This is a genomic window from Methylosinus sp. is20ea (assembly GCF_059718135.1).
Genome location: NZ_AP046088.1, coordinates 2,494,494 through 2,514,727, shown reverse-complemented (window position 1 = coordinate 2,514,727; position 20,234 = coordinate 2,494,494). Strand labels below are relative to the sequence as shown.

General features: G+C 64.7%; 27 protein-coding genes and 1 pseudogene. All 28 read right to left on the bottom strand.

The features are described from left to right. Nucleotides 1-7: 7 nt before the first annotated feature. The 28 genes and pseudogenes from AC6IY7_RS11630 to AC6IY7_RS11495 all read right to left on the bottom strand — a co-directional run bounded on the left by AC6IY7_RS11630 (nt 8) and on the right by AC6IY7_RS11495 (nt 20,233). Nucleotides 8-682: a response regulator transcription factor gene (locus tag AC6IY7_RS11630; RefSeq protein ID WP_497779234.1), complete on the bottom strand. Its 675-nt coding sequence runs from the start codon at nt 680-682 to the stop codon at nt 8-10. Between the two features lie 34 nt (nt 683-716). After that, a complete protein-coding gene (locus AC6IY7_RS11625) occupies nt 717-1,043 on the bottom strand; it encodes a PepSY domain-containing protein (RefSeq protein WP_497779233.1) in 327 nt (108 codons plus the stop codon). 217 nt (nt 1,044-1,260) lie between these two features. Beyond that, entirely contained in the window at nt 1,261-1,458 is a 198-nt protein-coding gene (locus AC6IY7_RS11620; RefSeq protein ID WP_497779232.1) for a hypothetical protein, read from the bottom strand. A 74-nt stretch (nt 1,459-1,532) separates the two neighbouring features. Beyond that, nucleotides 1,533-1,991: a M15 family metallopeptidase gene (locus tag AC6IY7_RS11615; protein WP_497779229.1), complete on the bottom strand. Its 459-nt coding sequence runs from the start codon at nt 1,989-1,991 to the stop codon at nt 1,533-1,535. A 44-nt stretch (nt 1,992-2,035) separates the two neighbouring features. Next, nucleotides 2,036-2,560, bottom strand: a complete 525-nt coding sequence (locus AC6IY7_RS11610; RefSeq protein WP_497779228.1) for a DUF4376 domain-containing protein — start codon at nt 2,558-2,560, stop codon at nt 2,036-2,038. A 5-nt stretch (nt 2,561-2,565) separates the two neighbouring features. Further along, nucleotides 2,566-3,975, bottom strand: coding sequence for a DUF2793 domain-containing protein (locus tag AC6IY7_RS11605; RefSeq protein ID WP_497779225.1), 1,410 nt, complete (start codon nt 3,973-3,975; stop codon nt 2,566-2,568). A gap of 6 nt (nt 3,976-3,981) precedes the next feature. Then, nucleotides 3,982-7,848 carry a baseplate multidomain protein megatron gene (locus tag AC6IY7_RS11600; protein ID WP_497779224.1) on the bottom strand — a complete coding sequence of 1,289 codons (3,867 nt, stop codon included), beginning with the start codon at nt 7,846-7,848 and terminating at the stop codon, nt 3,982-3,984. Between the two features lie 15 nt (nt 7,849-7,863). Continuing rightward, on the bottom strand, nt 7,864-8,301 hold the full coding sequence (locus tag AC6IY7_RS11595) for an NlpC/P60 family protein (RefSeq protein WP_497779223.1): 438 nt from the start codon (nt 8,299-8,301) through the stop codon (nt 7,864-7,866). Next, nucleotides 8,298-9,188: a phage/gene transfer agent baseplate hub protein gene (locus AC6IY7_RS11590; protein ID WP_497779221.1), complete on the bottom strand. Its 891-nt coding sequence runs from the start codon at nt 9,186-9,188 to the stop codon at nt 8,298-8,300. The genes AC6IY7_RS11595 and AC6IY7_RS11590 overlap by 4 nt, the downstream gene beginning before the upstream one ends. Before the next feature lie 12 nt (nt 9,189-9,200). Continuing rightward, nucleotides 9,201-9,842, bottom strand: a complete 642-nt coding sequence (locus AC6IY7_RS11585) for a phage distal tail protein, Rcc01695 family (RefSeq protein WP_497779220.1) — start codon at nt 9,840-9,842, stop codon at nt 9,201-9,203. Between the two features lie 12 nt (nt 9,843-9,854). Further along, complete coding sequence (locus AC6IY7_RS11580; RefSeq protein WP_497779219.1) at nt 9,855-10,445, bottom strand: phage tail tape measure protein; 591 nt, start codon at nt 10,443-10,445, stop codon at nt 9,855-9,857. Further along, complete coding sequence (locus AC6IY7_RS11575) at nt 10,442-10,645, bottom strand: rcc01693 family protein (RefSeq protein WP_497779218.1); 204 nt, start codon at nt 10,643-10,645, stop codon at nt 10,442-10,444. The genes AC6IY7_RS11580 and AC6IY7_RS11575 overlap by 4 nt, the downstream gene beginning before the upstream one ends. Then, a complete protein-coding gene (locus tag AC6IY7_RS11570; RefSeq protein ID WP_497779217.1) occupies nt 10,642-10,992 on the bottom strand; it encodes a gene transfer agent family protein in 351 nt (116 codons plus the stop codon). The genes AC6IY7_RS11575 and AC6IY7_RS11570 overlap by 4 nt, the downstream gene beginning before the upstream one ends. Nucleotides 10,993-11,002: 10 nt before the next feature. Continuing rightward, nucleotides 11,003-11,413 carry a phage major tail protein, TP901-1 family gene (locus tag AC6IY7_RS11565; RefSeq protein WP_497779215.1) on the bottom strand — a complete coding sequence of 137 codons (411 nt, stop codon included), beginning with the start codon at nt 11,411-11,413 and terminating at the stop codon, nt 11,003-11,005. Nucleotides 11,414-11,443: 30 nt separating this feature from the next. Then, a complete protein-coding gene (locus tag AC6IY7_RS11560; RefSeq protein ID WP_497779214.1) occupies nt 11,444-11,854 on the bottom strand; it encodes a DUF3168 domain-containing protein in 411 nt (136 codons plus the stop codon). A gap of 10 nt (nt 11,855-11,864) precedes the next feature. After that, nucleotides 11,865-12,191, bottom strand: a complete 327-nt coding sequence (locus tag AC6IY7_RS11555) for a phage head closure protein (protein ID WP_497779213.1) — start codon at nt 12,189-12,191, stop codon at nt 11,865-11,867. Continuing rightward, entirely contained in the window at nt 12,188-12,769 is a 582-nt protein-coding gene (locus AC6IY7_RS11550; protein WP_497779211.1) for a head-tail connector protein, read from the bottom strand. Before AC6IY7_RS11550 ends, AC6IY7_RS11555 begins: the two co-directional genes overlap by 4 nt. 85 nt (nt 12,770-12,854) lie before the next feature. Beyond that, nucleotides 12,855-14,084 (bottom strand): phage major capsid protein, encoded by a 1,230-nt coding sequence (locus tag AC6IY7_RS11545; RefSeq protein ID WP_497779210.1) that lies wholly within the window; start codon nt 14,082-14,084, stop codon nt 12,855-12,857. Between the two features lie 365 nt (nt 14,085-14,449). Further along, on the bottom strand, nt 14,450-14,656 hold the full coding sequence (locus AC6IY7_RS11540; RefSeq protein WP_497779209.1) for a hypothetical protein: 207 nt from the start codon (nt 14,654-14,656) through the stop codon (nt 14,450-14,452). 22 nt (nt 14,657-14,678) lie between these two features. Then, a complete protein-coding gene (locus AC6IY7_RS11535) occupies nt 14,679-15,341 on the bottom strand; it encodes a hypothetical protein (protein ID WP_497779208.1) in 663 nt (220 codons plus the stop codon). A gap of 785 nt (nt 15,342-16,126) precedes the next feature. Further along, nucleotides 16,127-16,612 (bottom strand): annotated as a pseudogene (locus tag AC6IY7_RS11530) (HK97 family phage prohead protease); the annotation flags it as partial. After that, nucleotides 16,612-16,785: a hypothetical protein gene (locus AC6IY7_RS11525; protein ID WP_497779207.1), complete on the bottom strand. Its 174-nt coding sequence runs from the start codon at nt 16,783-16,785 to the stop codon at nt 16,612-16,614. The gene AC6IY7_RS11525 and the pseudogene AC6IY7_RS11530, both read right to left, overlap by 1 nt. After that, complete coding sequence (locus tag AC6IY7_RS11520) at nt 16,786-16,971, bottom strand: hypothetical protein (protein ID WP_497779206.1); 186 nt, start codon at nt 16,969-16,971, stop codon at nt 16,786-16,788. It lies immediately after the preceding gene. A 526-nt stretch (nt 16,972-17,497) separates the two neighbouring features. After that, entirely contained in the window at nt 17,498-17,773 is a 276-nt protein-coding gene (locus AC6IY7_RS11515; protein ID WP_497779205.1) for a hypothetical protein, read from the bottom strand. Further along, nucleotides 17,770-18,657 (bottom strand): phage portal protein, encoded by an 888-nt coding sequence (locus AC6IY7_RS11510; RefSeq protein ID WP_497779204.1) that lies wholly within the window; start codon nt 18,655-18,657, stop codon nt 17,770-17,772. Before AC6IY7_RS11510 ends, AC6IY7_RS11515 begins: the two co-directional genes overlap by 4 nt. A gap of 110 nt (nt 18,658-18,767) precedes the next feature. Continuing rightward, nucleotides 18,768-19,076, bottom strand: coding sequence for a hypothetical protein (locus AC6IY7_RS11505; RefSeq protein WP_497779203.1), 309 nt, complete (start codon nt 19,074-19,076; stop codon nt 18,768-18,770). Between the two features lie 9 nt (nt 19,077-19,085). After that, complete coding sequence (locus AC6IY7_RS11500; protein WP_497779202.1) at nt 19,086-19,940, bottom strand: RNase A-like domain-containing protein; 855 nt, start codon at nt 19,938-19,940, stop codon at nt 19,086-19,088. Further along, a complete protein-coding gene (locus tag AC6IY7_RS11495; RefSeq protein WP_497779201.1) occupies nt 19,937-20,233 on the bottom strand; it encodes a hypothetical protein in 297 nt (98 codons plus the stop codon). The genes AC6IY7_RS11500 and AC6IY7_RS11495 overlap by 4 nt, the downstream gene beginning before the upstream one ends. Nucleotide 20,234: the final 1 nt, after the last annotated feature.

Sequence of the window (20,234 nt, the reverse complement as noted above, 5' to 3'; positions counted from 1 at the left end):
CGCCCCGTCAGCGCTTGGTCGGCTCGGGCGGCGCCGCCATATAGCCGAGCCCGCGCACTGTCTGGATGAGATCGACGCCGAGCTTCTTGCGCAGCCGACCGACGAAGACCTCGATCGTGTTGGAGTCACGGTCGAAGTCCTGATCGTAGAGATGCTCGACGATCTCGCTGCGCGACACCACGCGTCCCGAATGATGCATCAGATAGGCGAGCAGCCGATATTCATGCGAGGTGAGCTTCACCGCCGCGCCATCGACGACGACGCGCCCGGCCTTGGTGTCGAGCCGCACCGGGCCGCAGACGATCTCGCTGGTCGCATGGCCGGCCGCGCGGCGCAGCAGAGCGCGCAGGCGCGCGAGCAGCTCCTCCATATGAAAGGGCTTGGCCACATAATCATCGGCGCCGGCGTCGAAGCCCTGCACCTTGTCGCTCCAGCGGTCGCGCGCGGTGAGGATCAGCACGGGCATGATCCGCCCCCCCGCGCGCCACTCCTCGAGCACGGTGACTCCGTCCTTCTTCGGCAGACCGATGTCGAGCACCACGGCGTCATAGGGCTCGGTGTCGCCGAGGAAATGCCCCTCCTCGCCATCGAATGCGCGATCGACCGCATAGCCCGCCTGCTCCAGCGCAGAGACGAGCTGCCGGTTCAAATCCTTGTCATCCTCCACGACCAGAAGCCGCACGCCCCGCCTCCGTCACCCCGAACGAATCGTCTTTTCAATGTTCTTTATGGCCAGCATGGGGCTGGCCCGTCGCTGCGTCGAGATAAATCCGCACCACACGCCCGTCGCGACGCAGCAGGCTGATCTCATAGACTAGCTCGTCATGGTCGCGGCAGAGCCTGGCGTTGATGGGCTCGGCATGGGCGGCGAGGCTCGCCGCCTGCATGAGCGCGAAAGGATCGCCGAGCCGCCGATCCGCTATGAGCTGGCGGGTCTCGGCGACCGGCAGGCACTGGAAAGCCGGCCGATCCGCGCCCCAGGCGAGCGCAGATGACGGAACGGCGACCACGAGCGCCAATATTTTCGACAAGGTCGGACGCATTCTCGCTTTTCCCCGCGAATTCTATGCGATGGCCCTGCTGAACGCCGAGTGAACGCCACAAGTGAACGCCGCCTCTAGAGCGTCTCCAGCCGAAGTGGACGCCGGTTCGGCGTTGGAAGCGCGTCAAAACAAAAGCATAGAGTCTTTCCCTGAAACAGGGAAAGACTCTAGCAGGGCGGGCGGCGTCGGACGCCTCTCCGACGCCGCCAGAAACGCATCAGTCCGCCTTTTTCTCGGGGACCACGACCGCGACCAAACCGGCGGCGGCGGCTCCCACGGCCAGCAGGCTATCGCCGAGCGCTCCCGGCGCGACCGAATGCACCACCGCGGCCAGGACGCCGGTCCCGGCCCAGGTGCTCGGCTCCTCGGCCCGCGCCAGAAGCCAGCCGTAAGCCGAAGGAAGAGAAACACCCATATGCGTCATCCTTTCGTTTGGCCGGGAAGCCGCCCGGCGCGGTTCGTGACGCGCGACGAGGCGCCGCGCGGCGATCACGGATAAAGCGCGAAGGGCAACTGATAGTGCGGGCCGTCCCTCAGCGTGCGCCAATCGCCGCCCCATTCGATCGTCACATGCTCGGCCTGCGCGGCCGCCTTCATCGCGCGCGCGATCGGATAGATTTGCGGCCATGACCATTGCGGCCGGCCTTCGATCAGCGGAACGAGATCGACCGCATGTCCGACGAGACCGAATTTCGGGTCCTGCGTCGGCACATGCCGACAACGGAAGGGATTCTTCAAAGCCGAAGCCCCGCGCGCGATCAGCGTGCGCTCGCGCGAGATCGTGCGCACGCCTTCGAAGACGACGAATGTCTGCTCGCAACGCGCCGCGGCGGCCCGCACCACGCGCGCGAGATCGGGATGAACGCCCGAGAGCTTCGCCTCCGAGCTTTCGTCCAAAGCAAAGCCCGCGCGCGGCGCGCGACGCGCCGCGACCTTGGTGTCGATCATCACAATGTCCTTTCATCGGAGAAAAGCCGCGAGACAATGCGGCGTCAGACGGGCCATCCCGTCTCAATGTCGACCGCCGCGAGCGCGGCGTTGTCCGGCGCCGCATCGATCGCCGAGACGAGCTGCGCCTCGCGATCGAAACAGCTCTGCACATGGGCGCGCACGCCCTGCGCGACGGCGATCAGAGTCGCATGGTCGAACTGTCGAAACGAACCATCCGCGAGCTTCCAATTCACCGCATAATCATTGTCGAGCACGCAAGCGACGACAGCGGCTGTCAGCTTCGCCTGCGCCTTCTCGTCGGTCGGCAGCCTCATGCCGCTCACCGACGTCCCCGCCGTCTCGGCGCGCCAGCGGCGTTCGCCGAGCGCGACGCGCCTCTCGCTCTTCGCCTCGGCGACCGTCGGCGCCGGGAGCGGCGTCGGCGCATTGCCCATCGAGAGCCATTCCCGATAGACACGGCTGTCGGCGGTATCTGCATCGGTCGGAACGAGCGCGCCGTCCGCGTCTCGGCGCACAAAGACTCGCTGCACGGCTCCGGCGATGTCGGTCGCAATCGAGTAGCCCATCGCGCTCATATCTCCGCGCTGAAGGTGATGGTGGAATTGGCGCTCGTGAACGGACCACCGCCCGCCGAGCGGATCAGATATCGGAACCCCGTCGCCGACATGATGTCGACATACTCGGAATCGACGTTGTACAGGCTGGCGCCAGTCGGCGAGCTCGCGGTGGGCGTCGCGCGCATGTGCGCGGGAAACGAAATATATCCCCCCGAGAACTGATAGATCGCCGTCGCAATCCCAGCCCATCCGACCGACAATATCGTGAAATATCGCTGGCACAGCTCGAACTCGACACTGGGAGGCCGCCGCTCGAAATCGGTCGCATGAGCGCCGGGCTCCAATTGCGGCCGCAATATCGTCCCGCTCGAAAACTCCAAATTGGTTTGCGCATTCGCCGTCAGACCCGTCGCGAGAAGCGGCGCGCCTCGCGACGCCGCCGCATAGGCGCCCGAACCCGCATAGCCGGTTCCCCGCCACACGCGCGCTTGCGCGGTTCCGTCATGCGCGAGAGCATAGGTCCCGCCTTCGATCAGCGAGGCTTCGATCGGCAGGATCACCGAGCCCGCCGAGACAGAAAGCGTCGTGTCGATCCCGCTCGACGAAAATGTATAGATCGCCCCCGAGGCGCCGGCCTTCACGCCATCATGGCCATATTGTCCCGCCGCGAGCGTCACCGTTCCCGAGACAGCGCGCTGATTGATCGCGAATGCGGCGTTGCGCAGCCGATTGCGAAAGCCCGTCGGCGCGCCGTCTCCCGTCCCGCTCGGAAAGGCGACCCTGCCGCTCGCTCGATCGACGACGAGCGCCTCTCGCCAAATGGTTCCGTCGGCAGACACTTTCAGATGAAAATCATCGTCGCCGATGAGGCCCGTCTCGGCGCGTCCCGACCAGTTGGACTGATAGAGCTGCGAGACCGTATTGCCGACGGCCTCCTTCTCGAGCGTGACACGCAGATCGCCGGCGCCGCCATCGGCGAGCGTCCGCGCCGCGAACAGAGCCGCATTGGCTTTGACCGAGAGCGGATTGGTCGAATCCGCGGTCGTTCCGAGCCCGAGCAGCGACAGATTCTGCAGCGCGCGCAATGCGAGGCCTGCGTCGACCCAGGCCGAACCGTCGTAGAGCAGCGTCGCCTGCTCCGCCGCCACATAGGCGAGCCATCCCGCATTCGGCGCGAGAAAGAGCCAGGCGCCGGCGAGGCGCAGCGCGATATTCTGCTCCTTGCCCGCAAAGGCGCCCGTCGCCGTCGCGACGACGAGATAGCGATCGCCTTCGACAGGCGAGGCCGGAGGCGAAGCGCGACGATCGATGACCGCGAGCTGCGTCATCGCGTCGAGCAGCTGCAGCGCCTCATTATGCGTCACATGCTTCTGCGCCTGCGCCGCATCGATGCAGGGCAGAGCGAGATGAATCGTATCGGTCATGGAGGCTCACTCGATGGGAAGCGTCGCGGCGAGCGGAAAGCCCCGCCCGACGCGCGCGCCGATTTGAAATATCTGCAATGCGAGGCTCGTCTGCGGCGCGCCGAAATCGGCCAGCTCGTCGCTCGCCGCATAGAGCGCGCTATTGGTCGCCGCGCTCAGCACGCGCGCGCCGCCGCCCGGAAGCGCGACGACGATCTCATAGGCTTCGCTCGCCTCGCCGAGCGGAATGTCGAAGGGCTCCCATGCGTCGGCGTCGATGCGCCCCCGCCGCGTGAACGAGATCACGACCCCCTCCGCCGTCCGCCGCGCATGGGCATGAGTCGGCGAATAGGGCAGCAATGACTTGCGCGTCGCCGCGACCTCGAGCTCGACATAGGTCGGATCGTCATGACCGCGATCGGCCGGCCCGATCCGATAGATTCGCGCCGACTCGATCTCCGCGACATCGACGGCGAGCGGGACGATCGCATCGTCGAGCAGCACGACGATCGCTCCCGCCGCCACGCTGCGCGAAGCGAGCGCGTCCTCGCCGCCGATTCCACGCAGCAAGCGCGACAAGCGATAGGTGTTTGTCGCGACGAGCTCCGCGCGTGTGAAAGCGAAAATCTCCCAGGCGCCGTCCTCGCTGCGGATCGCCATCGCCGAGCGCAGCGCGAAAGCGATGGAGTCGTCCACCGAGGCGAGCGCGCCAGAGGAAAGCTTCACCGTGACGCTCGCTCCGCGATCGAAGCGCCCGAGCGGCCCGGGCGCCAGCGCGTCCAACGTCTCGCCGATCGTCGCGCGCTTCTCGATCAGCCCGACCGACTCGAAAGACGAGCCGATCTTGCGCCAGATCGCGAGCGCGCCCGGCCAAGGATCGGCGAAGCCTGCGACACGCGACAGCGCCGTCTCGCCGTCCTTCGCGATCGCGAGATCGAGCACGACGACACGCGGCGGCCCGATCACGCCGGGCGAAGCGAGCGGCCGCCGCGCGACCGCGCGCGCCCCGAGGTCATAGACGCTCGGATCGACCGCGCGCGCCTCGATCTCGCGCGCGGCGCCATCGGTGATCTGCGTGATCTGCAACAGACGCCCCGGAGCATTCGCCAGCAAGACCACATCGCCCGCCTCCAGCGTGACAAGGCCAGGCCGAACCGAAAATCGCGCCGTCTCGCGTCCCGCCCAAATGTCCTGCAGCCAGACGTCGGCCAAACGCTGCGCATTGGCGCGCCCCGTCATCACCGCCGTCTGCGCCTCGCTGCGTCGTGACGAATAGCCCTCGAGCCGCCGCGACAGCACGCGGCCTGTGCGATAGTCGAACTCCGAATCGCAAAACGACAATGCGATCTCATGCGGCAGCTCGCTCTCCTGGGCGCGCCGCAGCTCGACGAGCGTCCCGTCCTTGTTCGGAACGAGATCGTCCTCGCCGATCTCCTGCACGCTCGTCGTTGTACGCGAGACGAAGCGCAGCGCGCCGCCGGAGACGACCGCATCGAAGCCGAACAGCGAAGCGAGCGGATCGATCGCCTCACGTGGCGACATGGCGCTGTCGAGAACATAGCCGTCGACGAAGCCGATGATCGCCGGCCGCTCGACGACGAGCTCGTTCGTCGCGAGCGTCGACGCCAGCGTCGTGACGAGACGATCGAGCGGCGCGCCCTCGAGCCGTCCGTTCAGCCAATGCCCCGTCTCCCAATTCGGCGCGTCGGCCCAGACGTCCGAACAGCCCGGAAAAGCGGGAAACGGCCGCGCGTCCCAGCACCAGACATGGATGCGCGCCGGATCGACCATGCGCCCGCCATAGACAGTCGAGAGCGGATTGCGCGCGTCGCCGCCAGATGCGGTCGAATCGAAATGCGCGATCATCGCTTCCAGGAAGCGCGCCTGCATCAGATCGTCGCGTCCGCCACGCGAGAAATAGGGCAGACCGCCCTCCGCCGAATGCGCATCGGGGAACACATTGGGCGCATTGGCGCCGCGATCGACGGCCGGACATCCCGTCTCGATGATCCAGATCGGCTTGCCCTGCGGCGTCCAACCCGTCGCCGCGCCGAGCTCCGCGCCGCCGACACGCTCGTAATGCGCATTGGACCACCAGGCGACGAGATCCTTGACGCGGAACACCCACGGCTTGCCGAGCGCATCGGTGATCGGCGCGCGCGTCTGCGATCGGCGATCCTCCTCGCTCGCATAGAACCAATCGAAGCCCTCGCCCGCGGCCACCTGCGCCGTGAGATAATCGACGTCATAGACATTCGACGCGATCTGCGCATCGAGATGATCGGCGCCGTCCCGCCAATCCGACAGCGGCCAATAGACGTCGATCCCGACGAAATCGATCGCCGAGGACGCCCACAGCGGATCGAGCGGAAAACGAAGCTCGCCGTCCGGCAGAACATGCGCGCCATATTCCGTCCAGTCAGCGGCGTAGCCGATCTTCGTTCCGCTACGAAGAACGAGCCGCACATCCGCGGCGAGCGACTCCAATGCGGCGACCGCCGGATAGACGCCCGCAGCCGAGCGAACCCGCGTCAGGCCCACGAGCTCCGAGCCGATGAGAAAAGCGTCGACTCCGCCCGCCTCCTCGCAGAGATCCGCATAATGCAGAACGAACCCGCGATATTGCGTGAAGAAGGCCGCCACCTGAGCGGCGGCTACACTCGTTCCATCGACCGTGCCGACGCGTCCGGGCGCAGGATCGCAAGTCATGCGTCCCCGCCAAGGAAACGGCGGCTGCCCGATCATCCCCGTATGAGGATCGGGCAAAGAATTGTCCGGCGGCACATCCATCATCACGAAAGGATAAAAGACGACCGACAGACCGCGCGCTCGCAAATCGGCGATCGCCGCGCGCACGGAAGCGTCGCTGGGCGTGCCGCCGAAAGCCGCGCGCCCGTCGATCTGCGACACCAGCCGCGCCGACGCGCGGATCAGTCCCGCGACCGACCAATCCGTCGGCCAATAGGGACCAAAGACATAGTCGAATTCGCCGATCGTCTTGAAGGTCGCGTCGACGCGCGGCTCTATGGCGCAATGGCCCGCGCGCAGATCGTCGCCGAACCAGGCGACAACCAGCGCGACGCTCTCCAGATTCGGACACAGCGCCTGCAGCGCATCGATCGAAGCGGTCCAGTCGCTCGCCGCGGTCAGCTGATGCCGGTTCTCCGCGCCGGTCACGCCGGGCGAGTAGAAGTTCAATTGCAGCGAAGGCTGATAGCCGGCCTCCGTCGCGCCGGGAATGACGTCGATCGCGCGGATCGACTGGCCCAGTCCCGCGATCGGCCGCGTCACCTCGAATGTGAATTGCGGAATGCGATTGCCGAAAGACGCGAGCGCCAATTGCTCGAAGACGATATAGGCGAGCCCACGATAGGCCAGCGCATTCTCGGCGCCCTCCTTGGCGACGATCAACGGATCGGGAAGCTGCTCCTCGTCGCCTTTGTAGATGCGAATCGGCAGGCTCGTCATGTCGAGCTCATTGCCATCGGCGAAAATGCGCCGCACGAAAGCGATCGGCCCCTCGCAGAGGCCGATCGCGAAATTGGCGTAATAGGAGTAAGAAACGTTGACGGTCTGCGCCGAACCACCGCCGCCCTTGCCGCGACTGCTCGAGCCACCGTCGAGGGAGACATTCGTCTGCTCGAGGAAGCGCGTCGCCCAGATCATCTGCCCGCCGATGCGCGCGCGACCATAGACGCGCGGAATCGCCGCGCCCTCGGTGGAGGCGACGCCGTCCATCGCTTTCAAGCGCGGTCCGATCTCGTAACGCGTCGAAGCGCGCGGCTGCAGCGCGGCGTCGACGAGCGCCCCTCCCACGCCCGCGACGACATTGCCGAGAATCGAGCCGACCGGCGCGATCGCAGCGCCGGCGGTCTGCAACAAGAGAGTGGCCATCTCATCCTCGAAACGTCAGTCCATCACGCCGGGAAAGGCGAAAGCGCAGACCAATTTTCTGCGCCACGATCCGATCGACGCCTCGGCGACACAGGCGCCGCCATGCGCATGGACCATATGCGTCGCGCCGGTCGCTATGCCGAGATGCTTGGCCGGCGCATGGTCGTGGAAGCGAAGCAGCAGCACGTCGCCAGCACGAAACGCATCCGGCTCGACGCGCGCGAAATGCCGATGCGCCGCGAGAGCCAGCGTCTCCACGCCCTGCGCCTCCGCCCAATCCGGCGAATAGGGCGGCGCCTCCTCGGGCTCCGGCCCGACGAGCGCGCGCCATACGCCGCGCACCAGGCCGAGGCAATCGCAGCCGACATGGATGAGCGACGCCTGATGCCGATAGGGCGTGCCGATCCAGCGCCGCGCCTCGGCGACGATCGCCGCGCGCGCGAGCCCGCTCATCGAAAGAAGCTCCCACCGTCCATCGTCGGCGCGAGCGCGCTCGGATAGGAAATGACGACGTCATTGCCGGGCATATGCGGGAACCCACGAAAATTGACGATATTCGAAAATTTGCTCTCACAACTCGCCGCGCTCTTGTCGCATCCGGCGACCAGCGCGACGCAATCTCCGACCGCGACCGCGCCCGCCGGCTGCGACCACAGAGCGAGACGCGCATTTTCATCGGCGCGCCGATGCGATTTGATCGTCAGGCGCGCGCCCGCATTGGCGCCGCTCATGAATGTCAGCGATCCGCCGGTGAAGAAGTCGTCCTCGAAATCGCCTGCCAGAGCCGCGACGATCGCGCCCTGCGCGAGCCCGAGCGCCACGCCGGTCGTGTGAAATGCCGCAGCGTCGAGATCGACCTTGCAACGCGCATCGCCGAGATCCGCCGAACAGCCGCGCTGAAAGCTGTCGCCGCGCGTCTCGTCGAAGAGATGCGCGAGCGAACGCAGCTCGGCGCGGAAGGCGAACTCACTATGCGTCACTTCGCCGATCGTCGTCGCGTCGACGAGCAGCCGATTGTCGACATCGGACCAATCGACGAGCCATATCTCGACCCCGGCGCCGTCATAGAGCCCATCGGCGAGATCAGTTTCCGCGAGTCCGTCCGCTTGCAGCGCGCCAACCACCTCGCCGCTTCCGACCGCGAGGCCGACGCTCGCCTCGATCTGCGTGGCGGTGAGCCCCGAGGCCGCGCGATAGGTCACGCCGCCGAAGACGAGATTGCGATCATGGTCGGTAAATCCCATGATCGTCCCATCCTTGCGCGCGAGGCGCCAGCAATTGCACAAGGTCGACGCGCGAGCATCGAGACGCTCCCGCATGGACGTTGAAACAGAACGCATCGGCCTTCTCCTTCACGGAATGATTTCGATGATCGGGATTTTCGGGATCGCTCCGGCGGCGAAGGACGACACATCGATTTCGAGATAATCCGTGTCGAAACGCGCCGGCACATCGAAGAAAAATCCGGCGGTCACTGCAGCGGCGCTCGCTGGAACGGATGACGGCGCGAAGCTGACGACGCCAGTCGTCGCATCGACGTCGAAATCTGCGCCTCTCGTCTTCTCTATTCCGTCGACCGCCACGCGCACGCTCTCTGCGACCGGCTTGACGATGACGCGCGAATAGGGCGCAAAGCTCCCGCCATAGGTCTTGAGCAGCTGAAACTGCGCGCGCGCGCCATCGCCGTCACCGAGCGCTTGATCGAGCGGCGACGGAACGCCGCCGAGCCGCGCGGAGGAGCAATCGGCGCGATCACGCCAGCGAAAGCCGAACAGCCGCCCGCGCCGCTCTTCGAAAAATTCGATGACCGCAGCGAGCTGCGTGAGCGATTTGACGCCATAGCCGGCTTCATAGCGCCGCCGCGAATGCGCCCATCGGGCATTACGCGCCTCCCGATTGGAGCCGAGCGCGACGACATCCGTGCGCCGCTCCGGCCCGCCGCGGCCATTCAGCGACACATCGAGCGGAAAGCGCGTCTCGTGAAAATCGGTCATGGCGCCGTCCCCTCACAAATTGCGTCGGCCGCGCGCGACGGCCCGCGCCAAAGCCGCGGAGATCTGCCCTTCCGAGCGACGGAAGCTTTCGACATCCTGCGCGGCGATATTGACTGTGACCGCCACCGGATCGCTCGCGCCCTGCATCGCGACGCCGAGACGTCCATCCGGCCCGCGCGCGAGCGGCATGATCGCCTCCGCGCCGCGCTCGCCCATCAGGCCGACAGCGCCATTCGCGCCGAAGAAGGTCGGGCTCGCGACGACGCCGCCATCGGCGAAAGGCGCCACCGACACGCCCCCTCCACCGCCGAGCGCGCTGGAGATGAGCGCGCTCAATCCACTCGTGACGCCTTGCGTCAGCGCCTGCGCGCCCGCGCTGACGCCGAGCTTGGCGATCGAGCGCGCGATCGAGGCGAGCGTCGAGTCGAAGCTCTTCCCGCTCACAGCCGCGCTGGCGAGTCCGCTGGACAAAGTCTTCGTCGCCGAGGCGGCGACGACATTGATGTCCTGGAGCAGCGATTTCGTCGTCTTCAAATCGAGCGCCTGAAACGGAAGATCGAGCGATGATTGGGAAGCGCTGTCGCTGTTTGTCGAGTCGGTCAATTTTCGTCTCCATCTGGAAACGCCCGCATCAAGGCTGTGAGCACGTCTCGAGAGGGCGCGCCCGCCGCGCGGCCGTAGACGCCCTCCGCCGCGCTCGCCAATTCACGTGGCGTCATCGACCAGAAATCGCACGGCGAAAGACGCAGAACCCCGAGGCCGAAAGCCATGGCGCGCGCCCAGGGGAAGGGCGCCGGCCTCATCCGCTCGCATCCCGCGGCGACGGAGGGTTTGCGCTTTCGCCGTCGCCGAAGGTCGCCGCCAGCAGCTCCGCGGCGATTTTCACATAATCGCCGAGTCCGCCGGCGACTGTCATGCGCGCGACCTCGTCGTCGCTCACCTCATGTCCGCCGCCGCGCAATCCGCATCCGATGATGCGAATGAGATCGCGCGCGCAGAGCCGCCGCTTTTCGAATCGTTCGGCGAGCGCCACGAGATCGCTCGCGCCGAGCCCGCTCTCGAGCTCCGCGAGCGCGCCGAGCGTGAGGCAGAGTCGGTAGCTCTCGCCATCGAGGCGCGCCTCCACCTCTCCACGTTTCCGATTGGCCATGACGAAAACCTCACGCCGGCGTGAAGGAGATCGCGCTGGCCGATTCCAGCGCAATGTCGAAAGTCATCTCGGCGTTGTGCTCGCCGCGATAATCGAGGCTCGTGATCTGGAACGATCCCGCGACGACGCCGAAATCCGGGACGACGATCCGCCAGTCGCGCAGCGAGCTGTCGAAGAACAGCTGGCGAATGAGCGCGTCCGACGCCTGATCCTTGAAGATGCCGGTTCCGGAGAGGCTCGCGCGCTTCACGCCGGCGCCGTCCAGCAATTCGCGCCACCGCCCGGCCGATTCCGCGTCGGTCACATCCACGGTTTCGGCGTTGAACGAGAGGCGCCGCGTGCGCAGGCCCGCGACCGAGATGAAAGTTCCGCTTCCGTCGTCGAGCTTCAATAATAGATCTTTTCCCTTTTGTGCGGACATGCGAAGGCTCCCGAATGCGAATTGAAAGCGTCAGAGGGCTTCGGTGGTGGCGCGAAAGCGCAGATCGACGCGCGCGAAGCGGCCATTCTGCTCGCGGCGCGCCTCACTTCCCTGATGACGCAGGTCGACGAGATGATGTCCGTCGAGAGTGAGAGGCGCTTCGTCGAGCAGAGCGACAATCCTCTCGCCGATGGCGAGCGCCTCTGCCACACCACGCTCGACCGAGACGACCGAGAGCGCGATGAGCTGCTCCGCGCCATGGCCTTCCGCGGTCGACCAGTCGCGCAATCTCGTTTCCGAGAACAGCACATAGGGAGCTTCTGCTCCTCGCGGCGCCTCGTCATAGATTTTCGCTCCGCCGAGCGCCGAGGCGAGATTCGCATCCGCCACGAGACGCGCGCGCATCGCTTTGCGCAGAGCGATGATCGGCGACAGGCTCATTTGCGCCTCCTCATGCGATCTCCTCGCAACGACACGACAGGAAGCGGCGCCGTCCGTCCGGATCAAACGCCGTTTCGATGCGCAGTGTCCGCGCGCCGAGCACGAGCCGCATTTGGCTCGTCACATCCGCACGCCAGCGGATTTGCGCGATCCATTCGAGCGCCTGCTCCTGCCTGTCTTCGACGAAGCGCGCTTCGCCGGAGACAGGCGTGAGCTTCGCCCAGAGATCGCAAACGGTCACATAGCTGCGCGTCATCGCGCCGCTGTCGTCCGGCGTATCCACCGGCGCCTGCAGGCTCATGCGCAAGCGCATCTCGCCGAGTCTCGGCGCGCTCATGTCAGGCGCTCGCGCCGAAAGGGCTTCGCCAGCGCGAGAATGAGCGTGGGCAGAGGCGCGCCGACATCGCCAGCATCGCCGCGATTCTCGTGCCAATGCGCGACGAGCGCGAGAATGGCGCGCCGCAGCGGCTCCGGCGTATCGGCGGCGGCGGCGCCATAGCCCGCGACAATGTCGATCTCGATCGCGTCATAAGCGCGACCCGGCTCGGCCGGAGACGCGAGAAAAACGATGCGTCCCGCATCGCGCGCCGACGCCGCTCGATAAGACGTGTTCGAGAGCGTTTGGGCGACATCGGCGGAATCGTAGACGCGGACCGCCGACACATTGCGAAGCGGCGCGAACGGAATGGCGAGCGTTTTTCGCCGCAGCGTCTGCGTGGGCCAGGCGTCGAGCCGCATCCGCCAGCTCTGCGTCACGAAAAACCGCCGCGTATAGGCTTCGAGCGTGAGCCGCGCGGACACGATCAGCGCGGACAGAAGCTGATCCTCTTCGTTCGAATCGAGCCGCAGCCAGGCCTTGACGTCATCGAGCGACACAGGCTCCAGCGCCGGCCCTGAGAGAAGATCCGGAACCATTGGTTCGTCCATTGCAGGAGGGGGGAGTGAGAGCGACGAGCGCTTCGCTTCGTCGCTCGTCGCATGGCGCTTTAGCGGCTCACATTCACGCAGCGCCGAATTTCAAGAGCTTGATCGCCTCGAAATCCTGCACGCCGCCGCCGACACGCTTCGTCGTGTAGAAAAGCACATAGGGCTTGGCCGAATAGGGGTCGCGCAGCACGCGCACGCCGAGCCGGTCGACGACGAGATAGCCGCGTGCGAAATCGCCGAAAGCGACGGAGAAGCTGTCGGCGCCGACATTCGGCATATCCTCCGCCTCGACGACGGGGAAATTGAGCAGAGAAGCCGATTGGTCGAGGCTGGCGGGCGGCGCCCAGAGATATTCGCCCGTCGTCGTCTTGAATTTGCGGATCGTCGATTGCGTCTGCCGATTGAGCACGAATTTGCCATTCTGCCGATAGCCGGCGCGCAGCGCATAGACGAGATTGAACAGAGCGTCCGACGGATTGCTGGCGGCGAATCCGCCGGAAACGCCGGTTGCGATATAGCCGATGTTGCCCCAACTCCAGCTCGCGTCGGCGACGGTCGTATAGGCGAGAAAGCCCTTGGGCTTGTCGGTTCCGTTGCCATTCACGAAGGCGGCGCCTTCCTGCTCGGCGAAGACGGTCTGCACTTCTTCGGCGATCCATTGCTCCACATCGATCGCGGAATCGTCGAGCAGCGTCTGCGTCGCCGCCGGCATGGCGTAGAGCTCCATCGCCGGAAAGGTCAGATCGACGATCTGCTGGCCGCTCGTCTGCGGACGCGGATCGGCCTCGGCCACCCAGCCGGCCGCCGGGCCTTGCGTCGAATAGGCCTTGCGCAGCGAATGTGTGGAAATCTCGCGCACGCTGGCGATGGCGCGAATGGGCGAGAGACGCGCGAGACGCCGCAAAATCTCCTGCTCCGCCGGCGTCGGCACCAGATAGCCGCCGTCGGGACCCGAACCCGCCGAAAGCGCCTTCGATTCGAGCGCCTTCAGTCCGACCGCTTCGCCGCTGCGCATATAGAGCGCAAAGGCGGATTTGTGCTCGCGCGCCGGCGCGTCCTCGCTCTGCGCCGAAGAGAGGCGCGGGCGCGAAAGATCGAGCGCGACGCGATCGAGGCGACGCTTGGTCTCGTCGACGGCGCGATCGATGCGCTGCAGCTTCTCCTCGGTGAGCGCGTCGACGCCCATTCGCGTCTCGATCTGCGCGAGGCGCTCCTCATTGGTGTCCTTGAACGCCGTGAAAGCGCGATGGAGATCGGCGAGCGCCTCCTCGCCGGAGAGCGTCTTGGTTTCGAGAGACGACATTGGCGAAAACCTCTTTCTTTCTGACAGGAGGGCGCGCAAAGGCGCCGCGCGGAATGCGCGGGCGGTCGCAGAGCCTCGGGGGGAAAGGGACGTCATCGGCCCGCCGGCAAAGGGGCGCGCCGGTCATGCGGCGAAGCAATTGTCGCTCGGATCGTTCTATCGACGGCTCATCGGCTGCGTCAGCCGAAAGGATAAGGCGTCGTCAGTCCCGGCAGGCCTACGAGCCGACTAGGACTCCGGCGGCGGCATGAGCTTGCCGGCTGTCACATTCGATTCAAGATCGTTCGCTTCGCGAGCTCGACGAATGAAACGTCAAATCCGCCGACGCCGCTCATCCGTCGAGCCCGCGAGGCTTCAAGTCGGGGCTAGGCTTCGAAGATCGGATAGAGACCCTCGACATAGATTTCTCCCATGACGCGCCCCACGAGCCCACTGAGCGCGTCGAACTCCTCTTTCGGCAGCGACACTCGGCGCGCGATGAGAAATTCATTGCTTTCGGCGCCATGCCGCAACAGCAGCTCGGATAGCTTTTTCGCCGCCTGCTTTCCGACCTCTAGATCTTTTCGAGACATCCAACTCTCCGAAAACGGGCAGTCATGAAATCGACGAGCAGCTCGACGCTTCGGGATCGCTCGCGCGCGCGTCGCCGAGCCCGAGCCTCTCGATATTCTCCTCCACCCATCGCGCGAGCAGACGATGCGCGCTTTCCGGGCCCTGCTGGGCCGCTTCGAGGAATTGCTTCAGATATGGGCGGAAGAACCAACGATCCTTCCCGCTGCGGTCGATCTCTCGATCCATGACGCGCAACTGTTCCAGCGCATATTCCTCCTCGCCGACGAGATAGCGCGTGAGGCCTCGCATGAAATGCGGCCAAGCCAGCCAGGTCGTATCCGAAAAGATCGGAAGATCGCCCCTCAACGGAACATGACACCGGAGGAAGTCTTCCGGCGTTGCAATCGCTCGAAGGTAGTCCAAATGTTTCCCGTCGGAGATGATCCGGGCGATATTTTTCGCGGCGTCGCCGTAAGCATGAGGATCGATGAAGACCTTGTCGCCGCCTATTCGCTCGCTGTAGGTCAAATCGAGGTTATTCATCGGTTTGTAAAGCGGCGTGACGACGCGCCAGAGGAACACGAGATTGCGCTCGATCGTCGTCTCCAAAATAAAGCCTTTCACCAGATAATCGACCGGCGGCGCGACGAGAACTGCTTTGCACACCAATGTGCCGTGCATCTCCTTCTGCAGCAGCTTGAGCATTCTGGCGCTTCGGCTCATCGCGGAATGACCTCTCGCTTCTTGAGTTGAATCTCCATGACCGGAACGCTGTCGTCTATCCCGAGCCTCAGTCTGATCTGCAGCACTCTCGCCATGTCGAGGCGAGCGCCGCCAGTCTTCACGTCCCACACTGCGATGATCTTACCAGAGCCGTCTCGCATGACAACGTCCGTTCTGAGGCTATACGGCGCGCCATATTTGTCGATATCACCGTTAGTGTCGAAGCTCTGCTCGACGCCAGTGAATCCTATGCCGGGAAAATCGAGAACTCTGACCGCGGAGGCGAATCCCGAGTGGACCGCTACGCCATAAAGCGGTCCAGCGCCTTCTGGCAAGCCTTCCGCCACCAAAACCAATGTTTCCGCGAGCCGCTCTGTCGCCCTGTCGATTTCCGGCCCTTTGCCGGCGGCACGGTTGACGATCGCTTGAGCATATTCCGCGCCCGCCTGCAAATCGTCAGGCTCGGCGTCGCTGAGGACGTCGCCAAACAATGATGTTGTAACATAATAGCTGCTCGTGGCGAGAACATCGGTGAGAATGCCGCCAAGTCCGCTAGTTCCGTTCTCACTCGTCCACCGCCCTCCCTCCGACGAACCCGCGGGGACGCGCGGCTGGTCCGGTGAATAACGCCGATCGAGCGCGAGCGACGCCCCGCGCAGCTTCGTCTCGAAGCTCTGCGCGGCGCTCTGCATGCGCAGCCGCGCGAGCTTCTGGCCGAACTGCGCCGCGGCGAGTCGCGGCGCCGCGGTCGAAATGGGCCCGGCGCCGATGCGCGCTTGCGCCAGCGCAGGAAAAGTGACGATCGAGATCTCGATGAGATCGAGCTCGAGCAATCGCCGCGCGCCACTCCTGGGATCGCCCGCCGCGCGTAGCGTGCGATAGCCAATCGACAGACCGTCGAGCGCGCCGGCGTGGATCAACGACAACGCCTCTCGCGCCCGCGCGACGGAAAGATCGAGCCGCCCGCGCACGCGAAGGCCACGCGCATCTTCGACGATCTGCGTCCATACGCCGATCGGCTCCTCCGCGCGATGCTGCCACAACATTTTGACATTCGCCGCGCCACGCTCGCGCAGGCTCGCGGCGAAGGCTCCCGGCGCGACGATATCGCCGCAAGTGTCGCGAACGCCGAACAGGCTGGCATAGCCGTCGAATGCGCCATCGGCGCCGATCGCCGCTGGCGCCGGCGCGCGCTTCGTCTCGAACGGCGGCAGCGCGAATGCAGCGCGGGCGTGCTTCGTCGCATGGTCCATCAGGCTTTCTCCCTTGTCGCGCCGATCGCCGTGGGCCCGCCGCCGCGTGGCGTCTCACGCAGGCGCTCCAGCGCGCGCACGAATGTCTTGAACACGATCTCGGCCTCGAGGCGCGGCGGCTTGCGCACAGCGCGTCGCTTCGCAAATCGCGGAGTGAAAACCAAAAAATTCATTCAGTCGCTCCCATAGCGGCGGTTGAAGCGCGCGAGCTCGCGCACGAAAGCGTCGAGACGGCGCGTCGAGCAGCCGAGCTCGCGCAATGCGCGCAAGGCAAAGAGCGTCGCGGCGCTCGCCCAGAGAAAAAGCGCGAGATGGGCGAGATCGCCGCGCTCGATGATGGAGGTGACGATCTCGGACATTGGGAACCTGCAAAGCGCACAGCGCCCCGGCCGCTCTCTCGGAGCGGTCGTTGCGAGGACTGTCGTTCGAGTGAGATTGCGCCTTTCGGCGCTAGATTTGTGTGATCGCGTTCAGAACGATGCGGACCACCCATCCGCCATCTTCCGCCTGCAAGTCGACCGAATATCGACGGAATCATTTTCGCCGATGAGAATTGCGCCCGCGTCGCCGACAACATTGGCGATCGTGTTCAACGCGATCTGGACGAGATCGCCGCCGCCGCTCGCATCGCCGCTCGTCCATTAGCCGCCCTCTGGCGAGCCGGCGGCGACGCGCGGCTGATCCGGCGCGTGTTTCGCGCGCTTGCCTATCGGGCCATAGCCCGCCGCCTCGCGCTGCTCGTCAACCGTGAGGAAAGCGGCGCTTCCGATACGGCCCCATTCGAGCGCACGCTCTTTTGCCTCAATGCGGTCGGCGTTGACGTCGACGGGCCCGACACGCTCGGCCGCGCGCCGCCGAGGATTCACGACCGCGCACTGCCTCGTCTCAATCGAGGCAGGAACGCATCATCTTGAAAAACCCGGCGAGATCTCCGCCCTCGACATAAAAATCCGATTCCGAGCTGATCCATAATTCCTGCAGCTGGTCATTGTTGTATTGGCCGCTCGCGAGCAGGTCCAGAAAAGCGCGCACCGAATCCAATTGCTCCCTCGTCAGAAAGTCCCGTGTTCGGCGCACTGCTTCCATCCAAGAAGGACAAAGGACAAGAATATCCTGATGGAGAAGTCGGGTGAACACGGTGAATGCTTCGGGAACGATCATCGTCTTTCTCGCCTGTTCGTGGGAAACGCGGTAAACACCGTGAAGCCGTTCGGTGAGGATTTGTCATGCTGAAGCAGCACTCGTACGCCGAATGTGTCTCGCATGTATGGAGTGGAACGGCCGCTGTTTGCAAATGCTTCTTTTCCAGTGGGCGAATCGAAAAATGCTTCTACTCGATCGCCGCCTATCGATCCATTGGCCACGGCCTCGACGATGGCGCTATTTCGCGACAAAGTCGCGTTGACGAGCTTATTGGCCGCCTCGAGAGAGGGAAACGAGCCGGCCGCCTGCAAGCCGACTTCCACCAGCAGCATGGGGAAGCGTTCCGTGCGTACACGGTTCAGCAAAAACTCGTCCGATTTTCCGACATGTTGTTCGACGGCATGTCCTCCGCGTTCCATCTCGGCCAGCAGATCGACGAAATAGCCTTCGCCCTCGCCGACCAGTGTAGCGCCCACATCGCTCACGACACCGGCGATCGTGCTCGGCGCGACCTGGACGAGATCGCCGCCGCCGTTCCCGTCGCCGCTCGTCCACTGCCCGCCCTCGGGCGATCCGGCGGCGACGCGCGGCTGATCCGCCGAATATTTCGCGCGCTTGCCCATCGGGCCGTAGCCCGCCACCTGGCGTTGCTCATCCACTGTGAGGAAAGCGGCGCTGCCGATGCGGCTCCATTCCAGCGTGCGCTCTTTGGCCAAAGCATCGATGCGATTGGCGTCGTAATCGAGGCGGAAGGGCGAAAAGCTCGGCTGCGCCCAGGCGTGAAACGCTTTCCGCAAGCGTGGCGCCAATGGGATGATCGTCTGGCGCCAGAAGGCGCGATTGGCTTCCTCGTAATTGCGAAATGTGTTGTCGCCCGGCAGGCCGATCAGCAGCGGCGGCACGCCGAAGGCGAGCGCGATCCGCGCGGGAGCCCATACGCGCCTGCGCGAAAATTGTCGAGCAGCGCCTTATTCTTGAAGCCCAGACGCCCCTCCGAGAGCCTCTTGGATAGCTACTCTGTTTCGCGCGACGCGAGCGAAGTTTCGAGCGCGGCGCGTATCAGGCCGAGAAATTTCTCGGCAGGGCCCGGCATGCCGAAGCCGCCGGATCCGGCGGGGCTCTTCGACCAAATGTCGATGAGCTGCTCGCGGCTATATTTTCCGCTCAACAATTCGTCGAGATAATCCTTCGCGATCCGCGTCTGCTCGGGCGTCAACTCGGAGATGCTCCCACGTATCGCGCTGTCCAACGAATTATGAAACAGAAATGTGTCTTGGTGAAAGGAGTTGGCGATAGCGTTGAAGGCGTCGGGGACCGTCATGTGCGCGCTCTATCGGTTGGCAGGGAAAGCGGATTGCGCTCTATATCCGCGCGGCGATGCTACATCGTGCCTCAAGGCCACGGCAACGCCCCATGTGTCGCGAATTTCTGGCCGCCCCCGAACGCTAGGGACATAGGCTTCCTTGCCTGTGGGCGAATTGAACCAGCCATTGATCCGTTTGGCTTCGGTCACGCCGAGTTCGCCGCACGCGACGAGATCGACAATTTCCTGATTTTGCGCGATCGTCGAATTGACGAGTTTTTGCGCGGCGTCGAGCGAAGGGAACGAACCGACACGCGGCGCGAGGTCGATCAAACCCAATTGAAAGCGCATGCTTTGGAGACGCCGTATCAAATACTCATCGCTCTTGCCGACATGTTCGCTGATGACGCGTCCGCCATTCGCCTCCTCGTCCCGCAGATCGATGGAATCGGCGATCTGCGTAACGAGACCACCCGCATCGCTCACGACACCGGCGATCGTGTTCAGCGCGACCTGCACGAGATCGCCGCCGCCACTCCCGTCGCCGCTCGTCCACTGCCCGCCTTCCGGCGATCCGGCGGCGACGCGCGGCTGATCCGCCGAATATTTCGCGCGCTTTCCCATCGGGCCGTAGCCCGCCGCCTCGCGCTGCTCATCCACCGTGAGGAAGGCGGCGCTACCGATGCGGCTCCATTCGAGCGCGCGCTCTTTGGCCAAAGCATCGATGTGGTCGGCGTCGTAATCGAGGCGGAAGGGCGCAAAGCCCGGCTGCGCCCCGGCGTGAAACGCCTTCGGCAAGCGTGGCGCCAGCGGAATGATCGTCTGGCGCCAGAAGGCGCGGTTCGCCCAATCACAGAGGTCGCCAACCGCGCCTTCGATCACTTCGACGAATCGATCTCCGCTTTTATCATTTCGAGAAACCGCGCCGACTCGCCTGGAACGCCAGTGGTGATGCGAATGCGCGCTCCGGCATCTTCCCAAATGTACCACAATTGCTCTTCGGTGTATTTTTCGCTCGTCAATTCGTCGAGATAGGCGCGGACGACTTGTCGTTGCGACTCGTTCAAAGTCGCAACGGCGTCTCTGACCAATTCATCCGTCGACGAATAGACCTCGCTGACGCCCTGATAGAACGAGCGGCACAGGTATTTGAAATCGTCAGGAATTGTCGTCATC